Below are 18,409 nucleotides of genomic sequence, written 5' to 3' on the forward strand. Positions count from 1 at the left end.
CACCCAAATTTAGTTGCATCTATCTAGTGCAAACTCTCTGTGACCAATAACGAGGTCAGCCGCTGCTTCTTACTCTAATTTCGGAAAAGCAGGTCTCAAGTAGAGGATCTTTCACCATGCAGTGTCTTACCGAACTTCCACTCTCATCGGCTCGCTTTAAGAATAACAAAGTGCTTTTCTGTTCTACTCGTTTTCATTTTCACCAGGCACGATCGAGATATCAATAGCCTGTGTATCAAATGCCGTCATAGGTGCTTCTATGACTCCTGTGTCTGAGTTTACATCAGTATCATTTTCATTGTCAAGCTGTTTTGCTAAAACTTCTTTGATCACTTCATGGCTGTCAGTCACGTAGCTGGAGAATGGTTGTAAAATTTCATCCCATTCCGGACTTTTCACTTGTTCTAATTGAGACTCAAGCATCAAGCTGATACGTTGATGGAATACTCGTGTTTTTTTCTTAAGATCTTCAGTTTCTGTCGCAAGCTGTCTTGCTTTTTCTGTTGCATCTGTCAAGATTTTTCTTGCTTTTTCTTCTGCATCAGTTGTTAATTGATGTGCACGTTTTTCAGCGTTCGCAACTAACTCATCTGCTTTGTTTTGTGCAGAAGTAACGATCACTTCGGATTCCTTGCTTGCACTTGTTTTTACTTTATCAGCCGTATCTTGAGCTACGATGATTGATTGGTTCAAAGCATCTTTTAATTCATTGAAGTACTCAAGTTTTTCTTCAGAATGTTTGACTGCTTTTTCTAATTCTCGATTTCTTTGAGTCAATTCCTCATAGTCACGAACAACTAAATCTAAGAAATCATCTACTTCGTCTTGATTATATCCCCGCATTTTTGTCGGGAATGTCTTATTTTGGATATCTAATGGAGTTAAAGCCATGAGTAAACCACCTTTTTATTTTATTTACGTAATACACCGAACAGTACCCTGTACTTTTCTTTTTTCGTCTTCCCCTCAAGTTCTTGGATCTGGACTCTGCCATAACCTCTGACTGAAATAATATCTAATAGTTCAAGTACAAAATCAGGTCTTGTATTTTCTGTCCAGTTCACTTTTACTTTACCAGCTTCGATCAGCTGCTTGGACCGCTGTCTGGAAATATTATAAATCTCAGAGATCACACTGTCTAGTCGCATGGAACTAACTGTTCCTCTTTCTTGTGTCCAGCTATCTTTCGGCATAATCATTTCTGTGTATTTGATTGGTTCCAAGCGTACAGCAACCTTTCCAATCTTTGTTACTTGTGCAGCAACAAAATGATCCACCTCATTTGCAATAAATACTTGCCAGCGATCACCGTCCGAGATGATATCGCCAAAGTAAGAGCGTTTGATCCCCGTTCCCACTAAAGTTCCAAGGATTTTCCCATGACTTAGGCTGGCAAATTTGCTAGGATAATGGATTTCATACAATGCTGTTTCAAAATCTTCCTCTACAGGTTCGTAATAATCGGGGAAAATCAAACATCTTTTTCTTTCTGCCTGTTCATATCCGCCATAAAACATGAAACGCAAATCACTGCTTTGTCGAATCAGTGTTTCTAAAATATAGGATTGTCTTGGGTCAAGAAATTCGGTCAGATAGGGTGCATATTGTCCTTGAACTTGTTCAATCCAATCGCCTACCGAATCGATAAATGTACGTTCATCTGCCCGAAAGTGCTGGTATACATTTGCATCCAAAATTTTCCCCTCCTATCTATTCTGAGAATAAAGATTTTGTTGCTTCAATCAATAAACTAAATGGACAGTTATCCATATAACGATCTGTGCTAAACCTTGTACGGCTAAGTTCAAAATCAGGATTGCCCCTAAAATTGTGAAATCCAAGGGTCCAATCCTCAAAGGCAGACGATCGAACAAACTGATATACGGTTCGCAGATCTTAGCTAATAATCGTCCTAACCCTGATTGATACCCGCCTGGAAACCAAGAGAGCAATGCATATACCATCAAGATAATGCTATAGAAATAGGCTGCCCGTTGAAGTAAATGAAGTAATAGTGCAATAGTATAAATCGTAGTTCCTCCTCTTACAGATCAAACAAATTCGCATCTGCAAAAGATTGAGCGGTTGAACTGTCAATCTCCATCCCAGTCGGTGTACAAAGAAAAATCTCATCTCCAACACGTTTGATATCTCCATCTAGTGCATAAACTGTTCCTGTTAGAAAATCAACGATTCTTCTCGCTTGTTTTTCTTCTACTAAATGAAAATTCACTAAGGTTGCTTCTCCAGCAATGATTCGTTTAGCAATCGCCATAGCTTCAGAATAAGCTCTTGGTTCCATTACAGTGATTTTTCCAGCAAGATTTGCTTTAGGTTGTGTAGAGGTTCTTGAAGCTGTTCTTTCTTTCGCTACAGTTTTTGTAGGTGATTGATGTAGTTCAATTACTTTTTTCTTTTCAGCCGGCTGAATACTTTCATGCGTTACAGGACGTGAAGTCGCCGTTTTTTGTTTTTCATGAGTATTCGCAGCAGATACAGAATGAGTTGATTGATTCTGTGTTGTATTTTTTTTAGTTGGCTGTACAGCCTTTTTTGTTGTTTCAGGATAATCTTGGTATTCGTACTCTTCCTCATCAGCTAATCCGAAAAAATTAGCAATTGCTCCTCTGTTTAAAAGCGGCATTTTTGTTCCTCCTTTATTCGTCTTTGAATAGCGCTGTTCCTACACGGATAAATGTTGCACCTTCTTCAATCGCAATTTGAAAGTCTTGACTCATCCCCATACTTAATTCACTACATGGTGCATGGGCATAACCTTTTGCTTGAACAAGATCACGCAATTCTTTCAGCGTACCAAACACTTTATGGATTTGCTCATCAGAAGCTTCTTTAGGCGCCATAGTCATTAACCCAACAACCTTGATTTTTGTGCAGGCAGCTAAAGATTCCACAAACGGTAAAAGCTCATCTGGTGAAATTCCATGTTTTGATTCCTCACCAGAAACATTTACTTCAATAAAACAGGATAATTCTTTCTCTAACCGCTTCTGGATTTCTTCTGCTAATCTTAAACTGTCCAACGCATGAAAGTAATCAATTTCATTTACAATCAATTTTACCTTTCTGCGCTGTAAATTACCAATTAAATGCCACTTTATTTCAGGAAAATCAAATAAATCTTGTTTCTTTTGTAATAGTTTATCTACTCGGTTTTCTGCACAATTCATAACGCCAGCTCTAACCAATTCTTCAGCTTGAGCGGATTCAACAGATTTTGTTACAGCTACTAATGTAACTTCTTTCGGATCACGATGAACAAGAGCACACGAATCCTGAATTTCTTGCTTGATTTTCTGCAAGTTGTCAGCAATCATGTGCTCTTCCTCTCCTTTATTTTTTACGACGGAAAAACGGTGGCGTATTTAATTCATCATCGCCATGAGATTTTGTTTCTTCGCGGTTGAATGTATCAAATTCTTTTTTTTCGATATTGTCAAAATTGGAATCATCAACTCTAGGACGAACATTTTGTTCACGTCTGATATCCCAATCGCCAAAACTGTTTTCTTCTTCTGAAGAAGTTGGTTTAGCTTGATCCATATCTAATACAGTCTTTTGAGCAGGTGATTGCATTTGTGCTTGTCTAGCTGGTCGGCTAGACTTGCGTTCCTTTTTTGATTCATCGATACCTGTTGCGATGACCGTCACACGGATTTCATCGCCCATTTCTTCATTGATAGATGTACCTAGAATGATATTTACATCGCCAGTTGCTGCATTTGCTACGATATCTGAAGCATCTTGTGCTTCGAACAATGTCATATCCAAACCGCCTGTGATGTTAAGAAGTACTTGTTCAGCTCCATCAATAGATGTTTCAAGCAATGGAGAGGAGATTGCTTTTTTCGTTGCTTCTACTACGCGATCTTCTCCACTAGCCACACCGATCCCCATCAATGCTGTACCTTGGTTTTCCATCACTGTTTTCACGTCAGCAAAGTCAAGGTTAACGTAACCTGGCGCTGTGATCAAATCAGAGATACCTTGTACACCTTGTCGTAAAACATTATCTGCTTCACGGAAAGCTTCAAGCATCGGTGTCTTTTTATCTACAACTTCTAATAAACGGTTATTTGAGATAATTAATAATGTATCCACATTTTCTTTCAAACGAGCGATACCTTCTGCAGCAAAACGGCCACGTTTCGGTCCTTCAAAAGTGAATGGACGTGTCACGACACCAACAGTCAATGCGCCCAATTCTTTCGCGATACCTGCAACGATTGGTGCAGCACCTGTACCGGTTCCTCCACCCATTCCTGCAGTGATGAAAATCATATCTGCACCGTCTAAAGCTTCGCGTAAGGATTGTTCACTTTCTTCTGCCGCTTTTTGTCCAACTTCTGGCTGAGAACCAGCACCTAAACCACGAGTATATTTGGGGCCTAATTGGATAACTGTTTCAGCTTTTGAATTTTTTAATGCTTGCACGTCTGTGTTGGCTGTAATGAATTCAACACCTTTAACGTTTTCTTCAATCATTCGGTTTACAGCATTTCCACCGCCACCACCGACTCCGATGACTTTGATTACTGCGCCGTCATTGATATTATTATCAATTGAGAATTCCATATCTTATTCCTCCCAGGATGAATTAATCAAAAATATTTGTAAAGAAACCCTTGATTTTATTTTTTACATTTTCTCCGGACTCTTTTGGTTCCGGCTCATCGTAGATTGTTTCTTCAGGTGCTTCATAGCTCTCATATGTGTTTGTTGTTTCTTGTTCAACTACCATTTGACGAGCTGCTGAGGTTTCACCCGTAACAGCAATTTTTGCCAATTGATACACTTCACTCAAGTTTGCTGAATAATCCACGATACTTATTACATTTGTAAATACCGGGTTTCTCAGCCCCATGTGATTTGGAACATACAATTTTACATTTACGCCGAAGATTTCTTGTGCCAAGTCCACAACACCAGGAAGACTAGCAGCTCCGCCTGTCAATACGACGCCACCTGGCAACTCTAATGCTTCGATTTGGTCCAATGCATCTTTTGCTTTGTTGAAAATCTGTTCCATTCGAGCTGAAATAATTTCTGACAAGTAGCGTTCATCGACTTTCACTGGTTCTGACTGACCAATCACATCTACTGGAAATTCTTCATCTGGTGATGTCCGTTCTGGGTATGCATCACCGTAGTTTATTTTCAACGCTTCTGCATTGTTAAATGACGTATTTAATACAATAGAGATATCTTTAGTGACAAATTCGCCACCTTCTTGGTCAAGATTGGTAAACTTCAATTGCTTATCATGCATAACAGCCGTTGTTGTTTGGCCGCCACCCATATCAATGACGATCGTACCAAAATCTTTTTCTCCGTCAGAAAGAATTGATTCAGTCAGCGCTAAAGGAGTAATCACCATTTCGTTGACGATTAATCCGGCATTTTCCACGCATTTACGTATGTTATGGATGATCGTTTTAGGTCCTGTAAACAACAGACCGTACATTTCTAATCTTACGCCGATCATTCCACGAGGATCTTTGATTCCCTCGAACCCATCGACAGTAAAATCTTGTGGCAATATTGACACGATTTGACGTTCAGGAGGTATTGAACGAACAAGGGCAGCTGAAGCCACATTTCTGACATCTTCATCGGTGATTTCCTTTGAATCTCCGTTAACTGCAATCATTCCCTGGCAATTTTCTACTTCAAGCATGTTTGCTGGCAAACCGACACTTACGCCTTTGATCTGGATACCTGCTTTTTCTTCTGCTTGTCGTACTGCTCGTTGTATCGCTTGAACCGTTTTATCGATATCAACGATAATGCCTCGGTTAATCCCTTCTGATTTTGCGTTTCCTACTCCAATAATATTCATTTGGCTGTCGATATATTCAGCCACGACAACTTTAACAGATGTCGTTCCAATATCAAGGCCTACATACATTCCTGTTTTTGCCATGAATGGGATTCCCTCCTACTTACTATTCCATATACAAGCGAACAACTAGCGTCCGTTTTAAAATATACTTATTAATAGATATATTCACTGCTTCCAATTCTACCATAAATTACTGGTTTTTAGAAAGTACATTCTTACTTTTTAAAGTTGTTTTATCAATTTTCATTTAAACTTGACGGAGTTGTACTTGGATTATCTTCTATTTGACTTGTTTCACTTGAATCATTTGAATCAGATGATCCGTTTGTGCTAGACGATCCAGGTGTTTGTGCTGCTTGCGTTTCTGCCTCTTCACTTGATTCGTTTGTTTGATCCGCATTTTCTTCACTTTCAGTTGTTTCTTCCGATTGGCCCGATTCTTCCGTTTCTTGAGTGCTACCGTAAGGATGCGAGAAGATACCAACTTCCATGTCGATCACACCTTTTTCATCCATATCTTTGGCTACTTGCGAATAATATTTCATTTGGTTCGCAAGATTATTGATATTTACAATAACTTGATTGCCGTCATTCATATTCAATTGGATCAGATTTTTATTGCTTGCTCTTGGCGTGTACTTGATTTCAGAAATTGCTTTTTGTAATTCTGATGATAACTGATTGTATTGCTTTGTTAATTCTTTGATTTTTGCAGAGTCTTTGAACTCTTCCAAGATAGGGAGATTTTTTGTAGGATTTGCTACTTTTTCATCTAATACTGTTCCATTTTCAATCACTGGGTAGTATTGATTGTTTTTTGCGATCAAAGCAATCTCTTTATATTCTGTTACATCCAAATCGAATTCATTCATCCCTTTGAAATGTATATTTGCTGTTTCGATTCTTGGCTGTGCTTTTTTAAGGCGATCGATATAAGTAGATCGATGAAAATACTGTCCCCAAACATTTTCTCCTAATGACAATTTTGTATCAGAGATGATTTCTTGGCTGTTGACTGTCTTATTGCCTGATACTGCAACTGCTTGTAATTTGCTATAAGGAGAAACATAATAGATCAAAAAAATCAGCGGTATACCCAATACAGTGATGATCAAAGCTAACCGACGAAATAGTACTTTGTGCCGTTGACTTTTTAAATTGGGCAGCCGGTTCAAAAAAGAACCGTTATATGGCCCACCGTTTTTCTTTTGCTTGATCTCTTCAAAAAATTCGATTTTTTTCTCGGACTGGCTTTCTTCTTGCTGTTCCTCTTGAACCGTTTTTTCTTCTTCAGAATCTGAAAGGGGTGTATCTAATGTTATGTCTTCTTTTTTTGGCTCTTGGTTTTTCATCTCTTGTTCTGCCAGATATTTTCGGTTAGCCTTTTGCCAAGGAGTCAAATTGTTTTCATCAGAAGACGGATGAGACAATTTTTTTGGTTCTTTTTTCTTACTCACTAAGACCACCGCCTTTATTTTTTGATTATTTGTTTTACTAAGTCATAAAGACGTTTTGAAGCATCAGGGATTCCTTGTTCTTTAGAAGCTCGGCACATTTGCTTTTGCAATTCTTCATCACCCATGATTTCGTTGATTGTCTGACTTAGTGATTCACCTGTTAGTTCATTATCTGCAATCATTTTTGCTGCTCCTGCGTGAACAAGACTCATTGCATTTTTAGTTTGATGATCATTCGTAACATATGGGCTGGGAACCAACACTGCCGGTAACCCCAGAGCTGTGAATTCTGCGATCGAAGTTGCACCAGCACGCCCCACCAGCAGATCACTGGAAGCCATGACCTCTGCCATATTTTTGATATAAGGCTGGACACTAATATTTTGTATTTCAGGATTTATTTTATTTAGGATCTCTTCATAATATCTATCTCCTGAAGCATACAAAACTTGGTAAGAAGAAGGAATATATTCACTTAAAAAAACTGATACTGCTTGATTGATTTTAAGTGCTCCTTGACTACCGCCAAAAATCAAGACTGTTTTCTTTTCTGGATCCAAACCAAATGTTTTCAAAATATCTGATTTTTTAGTATCTGCTACTTCTTGTGCTCGAGGATTACCTACAAGAACTGCTTTGTTTTCAGGAAAAAAGGAAGCCGCATCTTTAAATGAAAGAGCGATCCGATCCACATATCGGCTTAAAAATTTATTGGTAACACCTGGTACACTGTTTTGTTCATGGATAATTGTTGGAATACCCATTTTGGCTGCAGCGTACACTACCGCTCCGGAAACATATCCTCCAGTACCGATAACGATATCTGGTTGAAAATCACTGAGGATTTTTTTTGCTTGACGGATACTCTTAAGAAACAATCGGACCGTCTTGATGTTATGCATGGAAATTTTTCGTTTAAATCCTTGAATCTCCAAGGTATGGAAAGGCATTCCTGTATCAGGGACGATTTTGTTTTCTAGACCTCGTTTTGCTCCCACATACATGAATTCACCATTCGGTTCTTGAGTCTTTACATAATTGACAAAGGCAAGAGCTGGATAAATATGTCCCCCTGTTCCTCCGCCTGTAACCAAAATTTTCATTTTTTATCGCTCGCTTCTACTTTTTCTATTTTAATCGGTTCACAGCTTCCATGAATCTGTTTCCTCTAGTTTCAAAATTTGGGTATTGATCCCAGCTGGCATTCGCTGGTGATAATAAAACTACATCACCATCTGTACTGTTTTCTAATGCTAAAGGAACTGCTTGTTCTACAGAATCGGCTGTTACTATTGTCTCGATCCCTGCTTTTTTTCCAGCATCCATCAACTTTTCTTTTGTTTGGCCAAATACGACCATTGCTTTGATTCCTTTTAATGAAGGAATTAATTCATCAAATGTATTTCCTCTGTCTAATCCGCCAGCCAATAACACGACCTTAGACGTTTCAAATCCACTTAGAGCCATTTTAGTCGCTAAAATATTGGTTGCTTTTGAATCATTATAAAATTTTCTGCCTTGGATTTCTCCTACATATTGCGTACGATGTGGTACGCCATGGAATAAATTCAACGTTTCTCGTATAGCTTCATTTGATATACCATACAATTTTGCTACAGAAATAGCAGCTAGTGCATTTTCTACATTATGCTTACCTGGTACGCCAAGTTCAGATATTTCCATTATTTTTTCTTTTTTATAGTATATTGAGTAATCGTCAGCATACACACCGCCTTCCAACACTTCTTTTGTCGAGAAAGGCAGTACACGTGCTTTTGTTCTTTGCGCTAATTCTTGTAGTTCTGACTGATTCCAGTTAAGGATCAGATAATCTTTTTCTGTCATGTTTTTTTGAAGGTTCCATTTAGCTTTGACATATTCTTTTCTTGTACCATGATAATCAATATGTGCTTCATAGATATTGGTAATCACCGCTATATGAGGGCGGAAATCTGTGATTCCCATGAGTTGGAAGCTAGACAATTCCATCACAATTTTATCTTCTGATTTTGCTTCTTGCGCTACACCACTTGCTGGATACCCAATATTACCCGCTAAACGTGCAATTCCTTGATCTGCTCCTGCATTCAGTAGTAGTCCTGTCATCGTTGTTGTCGTTGTTTTTCCGTTCGTTCCTGTAATCCCAATAATTGGGCATTCCGCTACTTCGTAAGCTAGCTCAACTTCCGTAATTACCGGAATACCCATTTCTTGGGCTTTTGCTACTAAAGGATGACTGTAGGGAATCCCTGGATTTTTGACCATCAATGAAAATTCTTCATCCAACAATTCGATTGGATGACTACCTGTTATTACTTTTATCCCTAAAGAAAGCAGCTCTTGTGCTTCCGGATTTTCGTCAAAAGGTTTTCCATCATTAACGGTGACAAGTGCGCCCAATTCATGTAATAATTTGGCCGCACTTACTCCGCTTTTTGCGAGTCCTAAGACAAGCACTTTCTTATTTTCATATGTTGATATTTTTTTCATTTCCCGTCATCTCCTACCAAACGATCCATAATGTGATCAACGAAGTCACAATGCTGATCAACCAAAAAACTGTATCAATCTTCCACTCCGACCATCCGCACATTTCAAAGTGATGATGAATTGGAGACATTTTAAAAATTCGTTTTCCTGTAAGCTTAAAGGAAGTAACTTGAAGCATCACACTTGCTGTTTCCATAACATAGATCAAACCAATCAAAAGCAATGTCCATTCTTGGTTTAGCATTATAGAAATTGCCGCTAAAAGTCCGCCCAACGCTAATGAACCGACATCTCCCATAAAAATCTTGGCAGGTTTTCTGTTGTAGACGAAGAAACCCAGTAAACCTCCTAAAACACTTAAGCAAATGATTAATACATCATACTGATGCTGATGCCAAGCAATTAGACCGTAAGCTGCAAAAGAGATACTTCCTAAGCCAGCAACTAATCCATCGATGCCATCTGTCAGATTTACTGCATTTGAAAATCCAACAAGCCAGAAGAGAGCGAAAATACCATAAATGATTCCTAAAGGTAGATCTAGTCCGAAGAAATTCAATACACCTGGATAACCTTCAGAACGGTAAACAAGATAAAAGATGATTCCCCCTAGAATCTGTCCAATCAATTTCTGCTTCGAGTTCAGTCCCATGTTTCTTTTCTTGAATATTTTTATAAAATCATCAAGAAAGCCGATTACTCCGTATAATGCTAATACAAAAAGCAAGATGAAAAGAGTAGGAGTTAGCTGTTTTTGCCAAGCTCCAACCCAAATTCCTGTCAAAATAGAGCCGATCAGAAACACTAAGCCGCCCATTGTAGGAGTTCCGGCTTTGCTATTGTGCCACTTTGGTCCCTCCTCACGAATCGCCTGACCTTGCTTTTTCATTTGAAAGTAACCAATAAATAGCGGCATTGCGGCAATTGTCATTGCACAACTGCTGACAATGGGAATCAATGCTTGTGTCCATTCCATGCTCTTTTCTCTCCTATTTCTCTTCTTATTCTTCTAAAGTAAAACTAAGTTTGTCTTCAGTGATTTTTTCATATGGAGCAAGTTCTTGTTTGACACAATAACCATCTCCATCAAAACTAACTTCAATACCGAGGATTTTCCCCAGCTTCATGATATCTGCTTTTGACCATCCTGTTACGTCAGGCATCAGCTTATCACCACCAGTGTATAGGATCAGTTTTTCTCCAGAGATCAACTGATCACCGTTGGCAGTAGATTGTTTTTGTACTTTTTTACCATTACCGATCACTACAGGTTGCAGTCCACTTTTTTGAGCATCAGCTGCTGCAACGTCCGCTTCAAGATTACGATAATCGGCTACGGATACTTTTTCTGTTTTTGTTTCTGTATCTGAATCTTCTTCAGTTTCTTTAAAATCCATTGCCCGTTTCATCAATGGATTTGCGATTTTAGCCAAGGCCATTCGATCATATGTCTTAGGGTGTTTCATTGTTAGATACAAGACATAGTCTGGATCTTCAGAAGGAACCATCTCCACAATCGAATACAGGTAGGCTGTATCACCTGTTTGATATCCCCCTGTATCAGAAGCGATTTGGGCTGTTCCGGTTTTTGCCGATACATTGTATCCAGGTACACTATATACACCATAAGCACTACCGTAGTTTTCGCTTTCGACAACATCTCTCATATATTCACGGACTTTTTCTGTTGTTTCTTTTGAAAAAGGTTGCCCTAGAACTTCTGTTTGAGTTGTTCGCTCTTCTCCAGTTTGGGGATCCACCACTTTGCTGATATATCGAGGTTGAATCATTGTACCGTTATTCGCAATAGAAGTGAAAGCTTTCATCATTTGGAAATTCGTCACACCTACCGCTTGTCCATAAGCACTCATTGCTCGGTCGACAATATTCGATGTAGGTAAAGCACCGTTTACTTCATCATCTAATCCAGAATGAGTACTTTGTCCAAATCCCAGTTTTTGTAAATAGTTATACCATCGTCCGCCTAATCGCTGTTCCAGTATGACCATCCCGACGTTACTTGACCATGAAAGAGCTTGACGCATGGTCAGCACACCTTTTTCACCAAAGTCATGGTCATTGATCGTAGCATCTTCTACTTGGATTTTTCCAGATTGGAAGGTTTCATTCTCGTTGAATTCTCCTTCTTCGATAGCAGCTGCAGTAGTGAAAACTTTCATGGTTGATCCTGGTTCATAACTATCTTGTACCAAGAAATTACGCCAGATAGCATCTTTTCCAGTCAATCCTTCCATTGTTTCAGGATTGAAAGTAGGTCGTTGTCCCATTGCCAAGATTTCTCCGGTTTTTGCTTTCATCAGGACTGCTGTCAATTCTTCTGGCTGATATTCTTCATTTACTTGATCCATCAGTGTTTCTAAATAACTTTGTAGTCTGCTGTCTAAAGTCGTGTAGATATCTTGTCCGTTGACAGCTTTTTCTTCTTCTGCCACTGTACCTGGCAGAGGATTTTGAAAATTATCTTTTTGATAAATAATCTTACCATCTTTACCGCTCAAGATATCATTGTAAGCAGACTCCAAACCTAGTTTACCAACTAAGCCATTCTCATCTTTGTCTGGAACTGCGTATCCAATAAAATGAGAAGAAAAGACGCCATTTGGATACATCCGAGCCTGATGGTCGACAAAGTAAAGACCAGCGACACCTTCTTTTTTCATGTCCGCTTCGATGTTTTGCTTGGTTTCTTGGGAGATATTTTTCCCATAGCTACCAAATTCAACTTGATACAGCTCTTTTTTTGCGCCGTCTTCTAAAATATTCAGTGCATCTTTTTTGTCTATAGAAAGATTCTTATGCAGGATTTCTGCTATTTTATCAAAATTCTTTTCTTCAACATACAGTTTTTTATCCCCAGAGGTATATGTTTTTGAGAGTATCGCTTTAATTGAATAAGAGGAGGCATCTTCTGCGAGCGCCACACCGTTACGATCATAAATCGTTCCTCTTTTTGCTTTTACTACTTCACTTCCTTGGTACAACTGTTTTGTTTTTTCAGCTAATGAGGTACCAGCAACATGACCTCCAATAACGATATACGAGAAACGGACGGCAAATAAAAAGAACAATCCAATACTCGTAGCAAATAAAATGATACCTACTTTTTTGCGATTGTTCATCGGATTTAGATTTTTCTTTTCCATAAACCGCCGAATTTTATTTTTAAGACTCATTTACTTCACTTTCCTTAAATTGTCGTCATTAATAGACAATCCTTTTTCTTCTGCGATTTGTTTAATCCGTTCAGTACGAGAAAGTTCGTTTTTTTCTTGTTCTAAACTCGTTTTTTCTTGCTTTTTATCATTGATTTCTGTTTGTATTGACGTGATTTCTTTTTCAGCTCCGCTGATATTTGTGCGCAACATGACTGTTAAAACACACAAAGCAACAATAGCAATCGCCACGCTTGCCACAGCAATTTTTTCCAAAGCAGAAATCTGCTTTAATCGTTTTGCCGATGATTGTGGAAGAATGATTTCTTGATTCGAAGAAGAATCAGGCATTTGTTGTTCCGGCTGATCCACCAATTCAGGTAAATCATATTCGTAATCTTGCATTTTCTTTAATTCTGCCATCATTCTACTCCTCTTTCATTCTTATTTTTTCTGCAATACGTAACTTTGCACTGCGTGATCGATTGTTTTCTGCTAGCTCTTCCTCTGAAGGAAGGATTGGTTTACGAGTAATGACTTTCAGTTCTGGTTGGAATTCGGCAGGTATGACAGGAAGTCCCGGTGGTAGATCTTGTACCGTACTATATTCTTTAAACATACTTTTGACAATTCTGTCTTCCAATGAATGGAATGTGATTACGCTGATTCTTCCATTGACTTTCAATAACCGGATTGCCTGTTCTAAAGAGGCCTCTTCGGCACCGAGTTCGTCATTTACTGCAATCCGCACAGCTTGAAAAATTCTTTTTGCAGGATGCCCGCCTTTTCTTCTTGCGGGAGCTGGGATGACTTGTTTAATGATTTCGACAAGCTCACCAGTTGTTTGGATTGGTTTTGTTTTTCGTACTCGTTCGATTTCACGAGCAATTTGTTTGGAAAATTTCTCCTCGCCATAGCGGAAGAAAATCTTTACTAATTCATGGTAGGAATATTCATTAATTACGTGATAAGCGGATAAAGGAGCTGACTGATCCATGCGCATATCCAACGGTGCATCTTGATGATAACTAAATCCACGTTCTGCTTCATCTAGCTGAGGAGAGGAAACCCCTAGATCATACAAAATGCCGTCTACCTTATCTACATGCTCACTCAAGCGTTCTTCTAATTCTCTGAAATTCGCTTTGATAAATGTGACCATACCTTGTTCGACATAAGTAGCTAAACGCAGCTTGGCGTGATCGATTGCTTTTTGATCTTGGTCAAACGCATACAGATGCCCTTTAGAACTTAGTTGGCTTAATAAATATTCACTATGTCCGGCACCGCCGAGTGTACAGTCTACATAAACGCCATCCGGTTTGATGTTCAATCCATCTACCGTTTCTTTCAACATGACTGTATAGTGTTGAAATGTTTCAGTCATTAGTCAGCCTCTTCCTATTCTTATAGTCCGAAATCAATCATATTTTCAGCAATTTCGTCAAAATTCTCTTCTGCTTCTGCAGAAAAATCTTGCCATCGTGTCTCATCCCAAATTTCAATTCGGTTAGATACACCGATGACTACGCAACCTTTTGCCAAAGCTGCATAATTTCTTAACGTGCTGGGTATATTGATTCGTCCTTGTTTATCAAGTTCGCATTCAGTGGCAGCCGAATAGAAGAATCGCACAAAAGTACGTGCGTCTTTTTTAGCCAACGGCATTTCGTTCAGTTTAGCTTCCAGATTTTCCCATTCGCTCATCGGATAGCCGAAAAGACAGCCATCCAATCCGCGTGTCAGAACAAACTTTTCACCAAGTTCTTCACGAAGTTTTGAGGGCACGATTAAACGTCCTTTTGCATCAATATTATGTTGGAATTCACCCATCAACATTGAAAGCCCCCCATTCCTCCACTAACTAAAATTAGTCTACCACAATCCCCCACTTTCTACCACCTTTTCTGGGAAATCCGGGAACAACTTTTTTATTCATAAACATTTTTTTAAAAATCAAGCTGCAAAAAGCCTTTTAAAAGACTTTTTACAGCTTTTCTATTTTTCTCATAGGTAAGAAAGTATGTTCACAATGATCAAGACAGCGTACAAGACGATTGTCAACAGAAAAACCAAACGCCAAGTCATCTTGAAATAACGCGGATAAATAATTTCTTCATAATAATATGCTTGGAAAACAGCAATACAAATTCCCATTAGCAAAACAGAAATAAAGAAAAACGGCAAGATAGAAATTGTCCCTGTATTTCTAGACAATGCATGCATACCGCCCCACAAAAAAGGAATCGCCAAATCAGGGGCTTTTATTTTAAAACGACGATTTAACGAAAATAATTTTACAAGAAATTGGCAACCAAACAAAACGATTACCGGGTAAATATACCAAAACAAGATAAGTGGTGTGAATGTGCCCATGAACGTAAACTCCTTTTTTATCGTTGCTTCAAGTATACTGTATATACTTTACACAACTGTTTCATTTTATTTAAATTTATGCAGTTATATTCTATATCTTACAAACACATTCCATGTATTCCAATTCCCTATCCGTTATAATAAAAGAAACAGGCAACAGGAGGAAAATCATGATCAAATATTTTACATTAGATAATGAGAAACTGCGTAATACCGGAAAGGAAACTGACCAAACGATCTGGTATTGTGTAGAACGTCCTAATCAAGAAGAGATTCATCAGCTGACACATCAATTTGAAATTCCGTCAGATTACATCACTTCCATATTGGACGATGCAGAAAATTCCCGTACAGAAGAATTTAATCAATCAAAGTTGACAAAGCCAGCGTTATTATTGTTACAATATCCTTTTGCTAAAACAAGTCCTAGCGGTTATTTTCAAGTGGATACATACCCGCTCTCTATTATTTTGACGCCCAAAAAGAAGCTTATCACAATTACGAATCATGAACCACTGTTTTTAAAGAAAGTCTTTAGCCAGACCTTTCCAAAAAGTGATATTTCGCCTAATCTCAATATCTTCTTTCAATTCATTTGGCAGGTCACACTCTCTTACAACAGTTATTTAGCTACGCTTCAATCTCAATGCGATACTTTGGAAGCCAAACTTCAAGTATCCACTGAAAACAAACAACTTTATCAAATCATGGATATCCAAAAAAGCCTCGTTTATTTCAGAGAAGCGACTTCTGCTAATTTAGATGCATTGAAAGAACTAGCGCAAAATAAACTTTTCCAAGAAAATCATGCTTTGAAAAATCATTTACGTGATGTATTGGTGGAAACAGAGCAGGCAATGACTACTTCTCGTATTCAATTAAAACTAGTAGAACAAATGAATCAGACTTTTTCAGCAATCGTATCGAATAATCTGAATAATATTATGAAAATTTTAACTTCTTTAACGATTATTTTAACTATACCGACAATCGTCGGCAGTATCTATGGAATGAACATTAAGTTACCTATTGCTGAAAGGGATGATGCCTTTATATGGCTAGTTCTATTAACATTATTTATTTGTATCGTAACTACCTATTATTTAAAAAAAGGGAAGTTTTTATAAAAAAGCCCTCTTGTGGAAATGGCAAAAAGATTGTACACTTGAATCAACTAATTAATGACGAGGTTGAAAACAATGCGTGAAAAAAAACAAACAAGTACTTTTGCTAAAGTAACAAAATTTGTCATTTGGACAATGCTGATTTTAACGATTGGATCTGTTGTATTGACTGCTATAATGAGTGTCCTGTAAAAATAAAATATAGCTATCGGCTACTGAAAAGGACCTGAACCACTGCGAGGTGGCTCAGGTCCTTTTTGCGAGTTTCAATAGTTCTTTTGCATGTTCGAGTGTGAGTTTTGTAATCTCACTTCCAGCCAGCATACGTGCAATTTCTTCTTCTCTTTCTTTTGTTTTCAACTCTGAAACAGAAGTTTGCGTACGTCCATCAATCACTGCTTTCACAATATAATATTGATAGTCGGCGACTGCAGCAACTTGAGGCAGATGAGTGATGCACAAAACTTGAGAGTATTTCGATATTTGAGAAATTTTATCTGCGATGGCTTGTGCAACTCTTCCGCTCACACCTGTATCCACTTCATCAAAAATAATACTTGTCACACCTTGCTCAGAAGAAAAAATAGTTTTCAAAGCAAGCAACATCCGAGACAGTTCGCCACCAGAAGCGACTTTCACCAAAGGCTTCAGTGGCTCTCCTGGATTGGTCGTAATGTAAAATTCGATTTGGTCAAATCCATTATGATTCAATTGTCTATTTTCTTCTTTTAAGAAACGTACCTCAAACTCAGTGTTTTCCATATACAGACTTTTCAATTCATGCAGAATGGATTTTTCCAATTCTTTTGCGATTTTTTTACGCGCTTCATGAAGATCTGCGGCTTGTTGCTGAAGTAGAAGCTCTTTTTGCTCTAGTTCCTCTTTCATTTTGTCCAATTGACCTTCTGAAAAATCAGAAGAAGCTAGCTCTTCGGTGATTTCGTCATAGTAAGCCAATATTAACTCAATGGATTCGCCGTATTTACGTTTCAACTGTCGGATTAATTCTAAACGTTGCGTCACTTCTTCTAAACGACTCTCATCTAACTCCAATAAATCAATCTGACGACTCATATCGCCGATTGCATCTTGCAGCAAATAGTAAGCACTTTGGATATTTTCATAAATTGCTTCATACTTCACATCTAGATGGGCGATCCCTTGCAGTTCTGAAACGGCCAAGCCAACACCATCTACACTGTTTTGTTCATTATTCGTCAGTGCTCCGTAACCTGCAGCTAATCCATCAGCAATTTTTTGATAATTGCTAAGTTTTTCTCTTTCTTCTTTTAATTTCTCTTCTTCTCCGACTTGCAAATCAGCAGCAGCTATTTCTTCTTGCTGGAAATGGAGCATATCTATTCTCTGAACATAGGATTTTTCATTTTGCTGCACTTTTCGTACCCTTTTTTCCAGCTCACGATAAGAGATATATTCTTGCTGATAACTCTTTTTCTTCTGTTGGAAAGCTACATCTCCAAAACGATCCAATAAAGCAAGATGTGATTCAGGCTGGAGCAGTTCCTGATGTTCGTTTTGTCCTTGGATATCTACTAAATAACTGCCGATTCTTCTTAAATTAGCTAATGTGATGATATGACCATTCACTCGACAAACATTTTTTCCAGTTAAGGACATATCCCGTCGAACAATCAGATTGTCCTCATCTGTTTCGATCCCTAATTCAACCATCAGTTCAGAGAATCCTTCTTGTTTTGGTAGTTCAAACAACCCTTCAAGCACGCATTTTTCTGCTCCTTGACGTATATAATCGCTTGAACCTCTTCCTCCTGCTAACAGACCTAAAGCATCGATAATAATGGATTTACCCGCACCAGTCTCTCCGGTCAGCGCGGTCATTCCTTCGTGAAAAGAAAGCCGCAATTCCGGAATAATCGCAAAGTTAGTAATACTGATTTCTTGTAGCAT

At 38.3% G+C, this 18,409-nt stretch carries 19 protein-coding genes; 2 read left to right on the plus strand and 17 right to left on the minus strand.

Annotated features, from left to right (window positions below):
- Positions 1–183 precede the first annotated feature (183 nt).
- The 16 genes from OZ002_RS07955 to OZ002_RS08030 all read right to left on the minus strand — a co-directional run bounded on the left by OZ002_RS07955 (position 184) and on the right by OZ002_RS08030 (position 15,356).
- Positions 184–891, minus strand: coding sequence for a DivIVA domain-containing protein (locus tag OZ002_RS07955; protein ID WP_002286622.1), 708 nt, complete (start codon positions 889–891; stop codon positions 184–186).
- Between the two features lie 20 nt (positions 892–911).
- Positions 912–1,694, minus strand: coding sequence for a YlmH family RNA-binding protein (locus OZ002_RS07960; RefSeq protein ID WP_002286624.1), 783 nt, complete (start codon positions 1,692–1,694; stop codon positions 912–914).
- Positions 1,695–1,742: 48 nt separating this feature from the next.
- Positions 1,743–2,021 carry a YggT family protein gene (locus tag OZ002_RS07965; RefSeq protein ID WP_033582058.1) on the minus strand — a complete coding sequence of 93 codons (279 nt, stop codon included), beginning with the start codon at positions 2,019–2,021 and terminating at the stop codon, positions 1,743–1,745.
- A gap of 23 nt (positions 2,022–2,044) precedes the next feature.
- Entirely contained in the window at positions 2,045–2,644 is a 600-nt protein-coding gene (locus tag OZ002_RS07970) for a cell division protein SepF (RefSeq protein ID WP_002286627.1), read from the minus strand.
- 13 nt (positions 2,645–2,657) lie between these two features.
- On the minus strand, positions 2,658–3,335 hold the full coding sequence (locus OZ002_RS07975; RefSeq protein WP_002324421.1) for a YggS family pyridoxal phosphate-dependent enzyme: 678 nt from the start codon (positions 3,333–3,335) through the stop codon (positions 2,658–2,660).
- Positions 3,336–3,351: 16 nt separating this feature from the next.
- Complete coding sequence (gene ftsZ, locus OZ002_RS07980; protein WP_002286629.1) at positions 3,352–4,593, minus strand: cell division protein FtsZ; 1,242 nt, start codon at positions 4,591–4,593, stop codon at positions 3,352–3,354.
- 22 nt (positions 4,594–4,615) lie between these two features.
- A complete protein-coding gene (ftsA, locus tag OZ002_RS07985; RefSeq protein ID WP_002286631.1) occupies positions 4,616–5,941 on the minus strand; it encodes a cell division protein FtsA in 1,326 nt (441 codons plus the stop codon).
- A 155-nt stretch (positions 5,942–6,096) separates the two neighbouring features.
- Positions 6,097–7,317, minus strand: coding sequence for a cell division protein FtsQ/DivIB (locus OZ002_RS07990; RefSeq protein WP_002332072.1), 1,221 nt, complete (start codon positions 7,315–7,317; stop codon positions 6,097–6,099).
- A gap of 14 nt (positions 7,318–7,331) precedes the next feature.
- On the minus strand, positions 7,332–8,420 hold the full coding sequence (murG, locus tag OZ002_RS07995; protein ID WP_325083070.1) for an undecaprenyldiphospho-muramoylpentapeptide beta-N-acetylglucosaminyltransferase: 1,089 nt from the start codon (positions 8,418–8,420) through the stop codon (positions 7,332–7,334).
- A gap of 25 nt (positions 8,421–8,445) precedes the next feature.
- Complete coding sequence (gene murD, locus OZ002_RS08000; protein WP_002332073.1) at positions 8,446–9,807, minus strand: UDP-N-acetylmuramoyl-L-alanine--D-glutamate ligase; 1,362 nt, start codon at positions 9,805–9,807, stop codon at positions 8,446–8,448.
- 13 nt (positions 9,808–9,820) lie between these two features.
- Entirely contained in the window at positions 9,821–10,783 is a 963-nt protein-coding gene (gene mraY, locus OZ002_RS08005) for a phospho-N-acetylmuramoyl-pentapeptide-transferase (RefSeq protein WP_002286639.1), read from the minus strand.
- A 25-nt stretch (positions 10,784–10,808) separates the two neighbouring features.
- The gene (locus tag OZ002_RS08010) at positions 10,809–13,001 is read right to left on the minus strand and encodes a penicillin-binding transpeptidase domain-containing protein (protein ID WP_156249175.1); all 2,193 of its coding nucleotides are present in this window, start codon (positions 12,999–13,001) and stop codon (positions 10,809–10,811) included.
- Positions 13,002–13,403 (minus strand): cell division protein FtsL, encoded by a 402-nt coding sequence (gene ftsL / locus OZ002_RS08015; protein WP_049142259.1) that lies wholly within the window; start codon positions 13,401–13,403, stop codon positions 13,002–13,004.
- Positions 13,404–13,407: 4 nt separating this feature from the next.
- Positions 13,408–14,367, minus strand: a complete 960-nt coding sequence (rsmH, locus tag OZ002_RS08020; RefSeq protein WP_123840257.1) for a 16S rRNA (cytosine(1402)-N(4))-methyltransferase RsmH — start codon at positions 14,365–14,367, stop codon at positions 13,408–13,410.
- Between the two features lie 20 nt (positions 14,368–14,387).
- Entirely contained in the window at positions 14,388–14,819 is a 432-nt protein-coding gene (gene mraZ, locus OZ002_RS08025; RefSeq protein WP_123840256.1) for a division/cell wall cluster transcriptional repressor MraZ, read from the minus strand.
- 168 nt (positions 14,820–14,987) lie between these two features.
- On the minus strand, positions 14,988–15,356 hold the full coding sequence (locus tag OZ002_RS08030) for a DUF3397 domain-containing protein (protein ID WP_002286647.1): 369 nt from the start codon (positions 15,354–15,356) through the stop codon (positions 14,988–14,990).
- 170 nt (positions 15,357–15,526) lie between these two features.
- Between OZ002_RS08030 and OZ002_RS08035 the strand changes: the two genes are divergently transcribed.
- Together OZ002_RS08035 and OZ002_RS08040 are read left to right on the plus strand one after the other, a co-directional pair.
- Positions 15,527–16,483 (plus strand): magnesium transporter CorA family protein, encoded by a 957-nt coding sequence (locus OZ002_RS08035; RefSeq protein ID WP_002286649.1) that lies wholly within the window; start codon positions 15,527–15,529, stop codon positions 16,481–16,483.
- Between the two features lie 72 nt (positions 16,484–16,555).
- Complete coding sequence (locus OZ002_RS08040) at positions 16,556–16,672, plus strand: DUF4044 domain-containing protein (RefSeq protein WP_002332075.1); 117 nt, start codon at positions 16,556–16,558, stop codon at positions 16,670–16,672.
- A 54-nt stretch (positions 16,673–16,726) separates the two neighbouring features.
- On the opposite strand, the gene recN is transcribed toward OZ002_RS08040, so the two are convergent.
- Positions 16,727–18,409 (minus strand): DNA repair protein RecN, encoded by a 1,683-nt coding sequence (gene recN / locus OZ002_RS08045; protein WP_325083072.1) that lies wholly within the window; start codon positions 18,407–18,409, stop codon positions 16,727–16,729.

The sequence above is a fragment of the Enterococcus sp. E4-150 genome, assembly GCF_035726465.1.
GTDB classification, from domain to species: Bacteria; Bacillota; Bacilli; order Lactobacillales; family Enterococcaceae; genus Enterococcus_B; species Enterococcus_B faecium.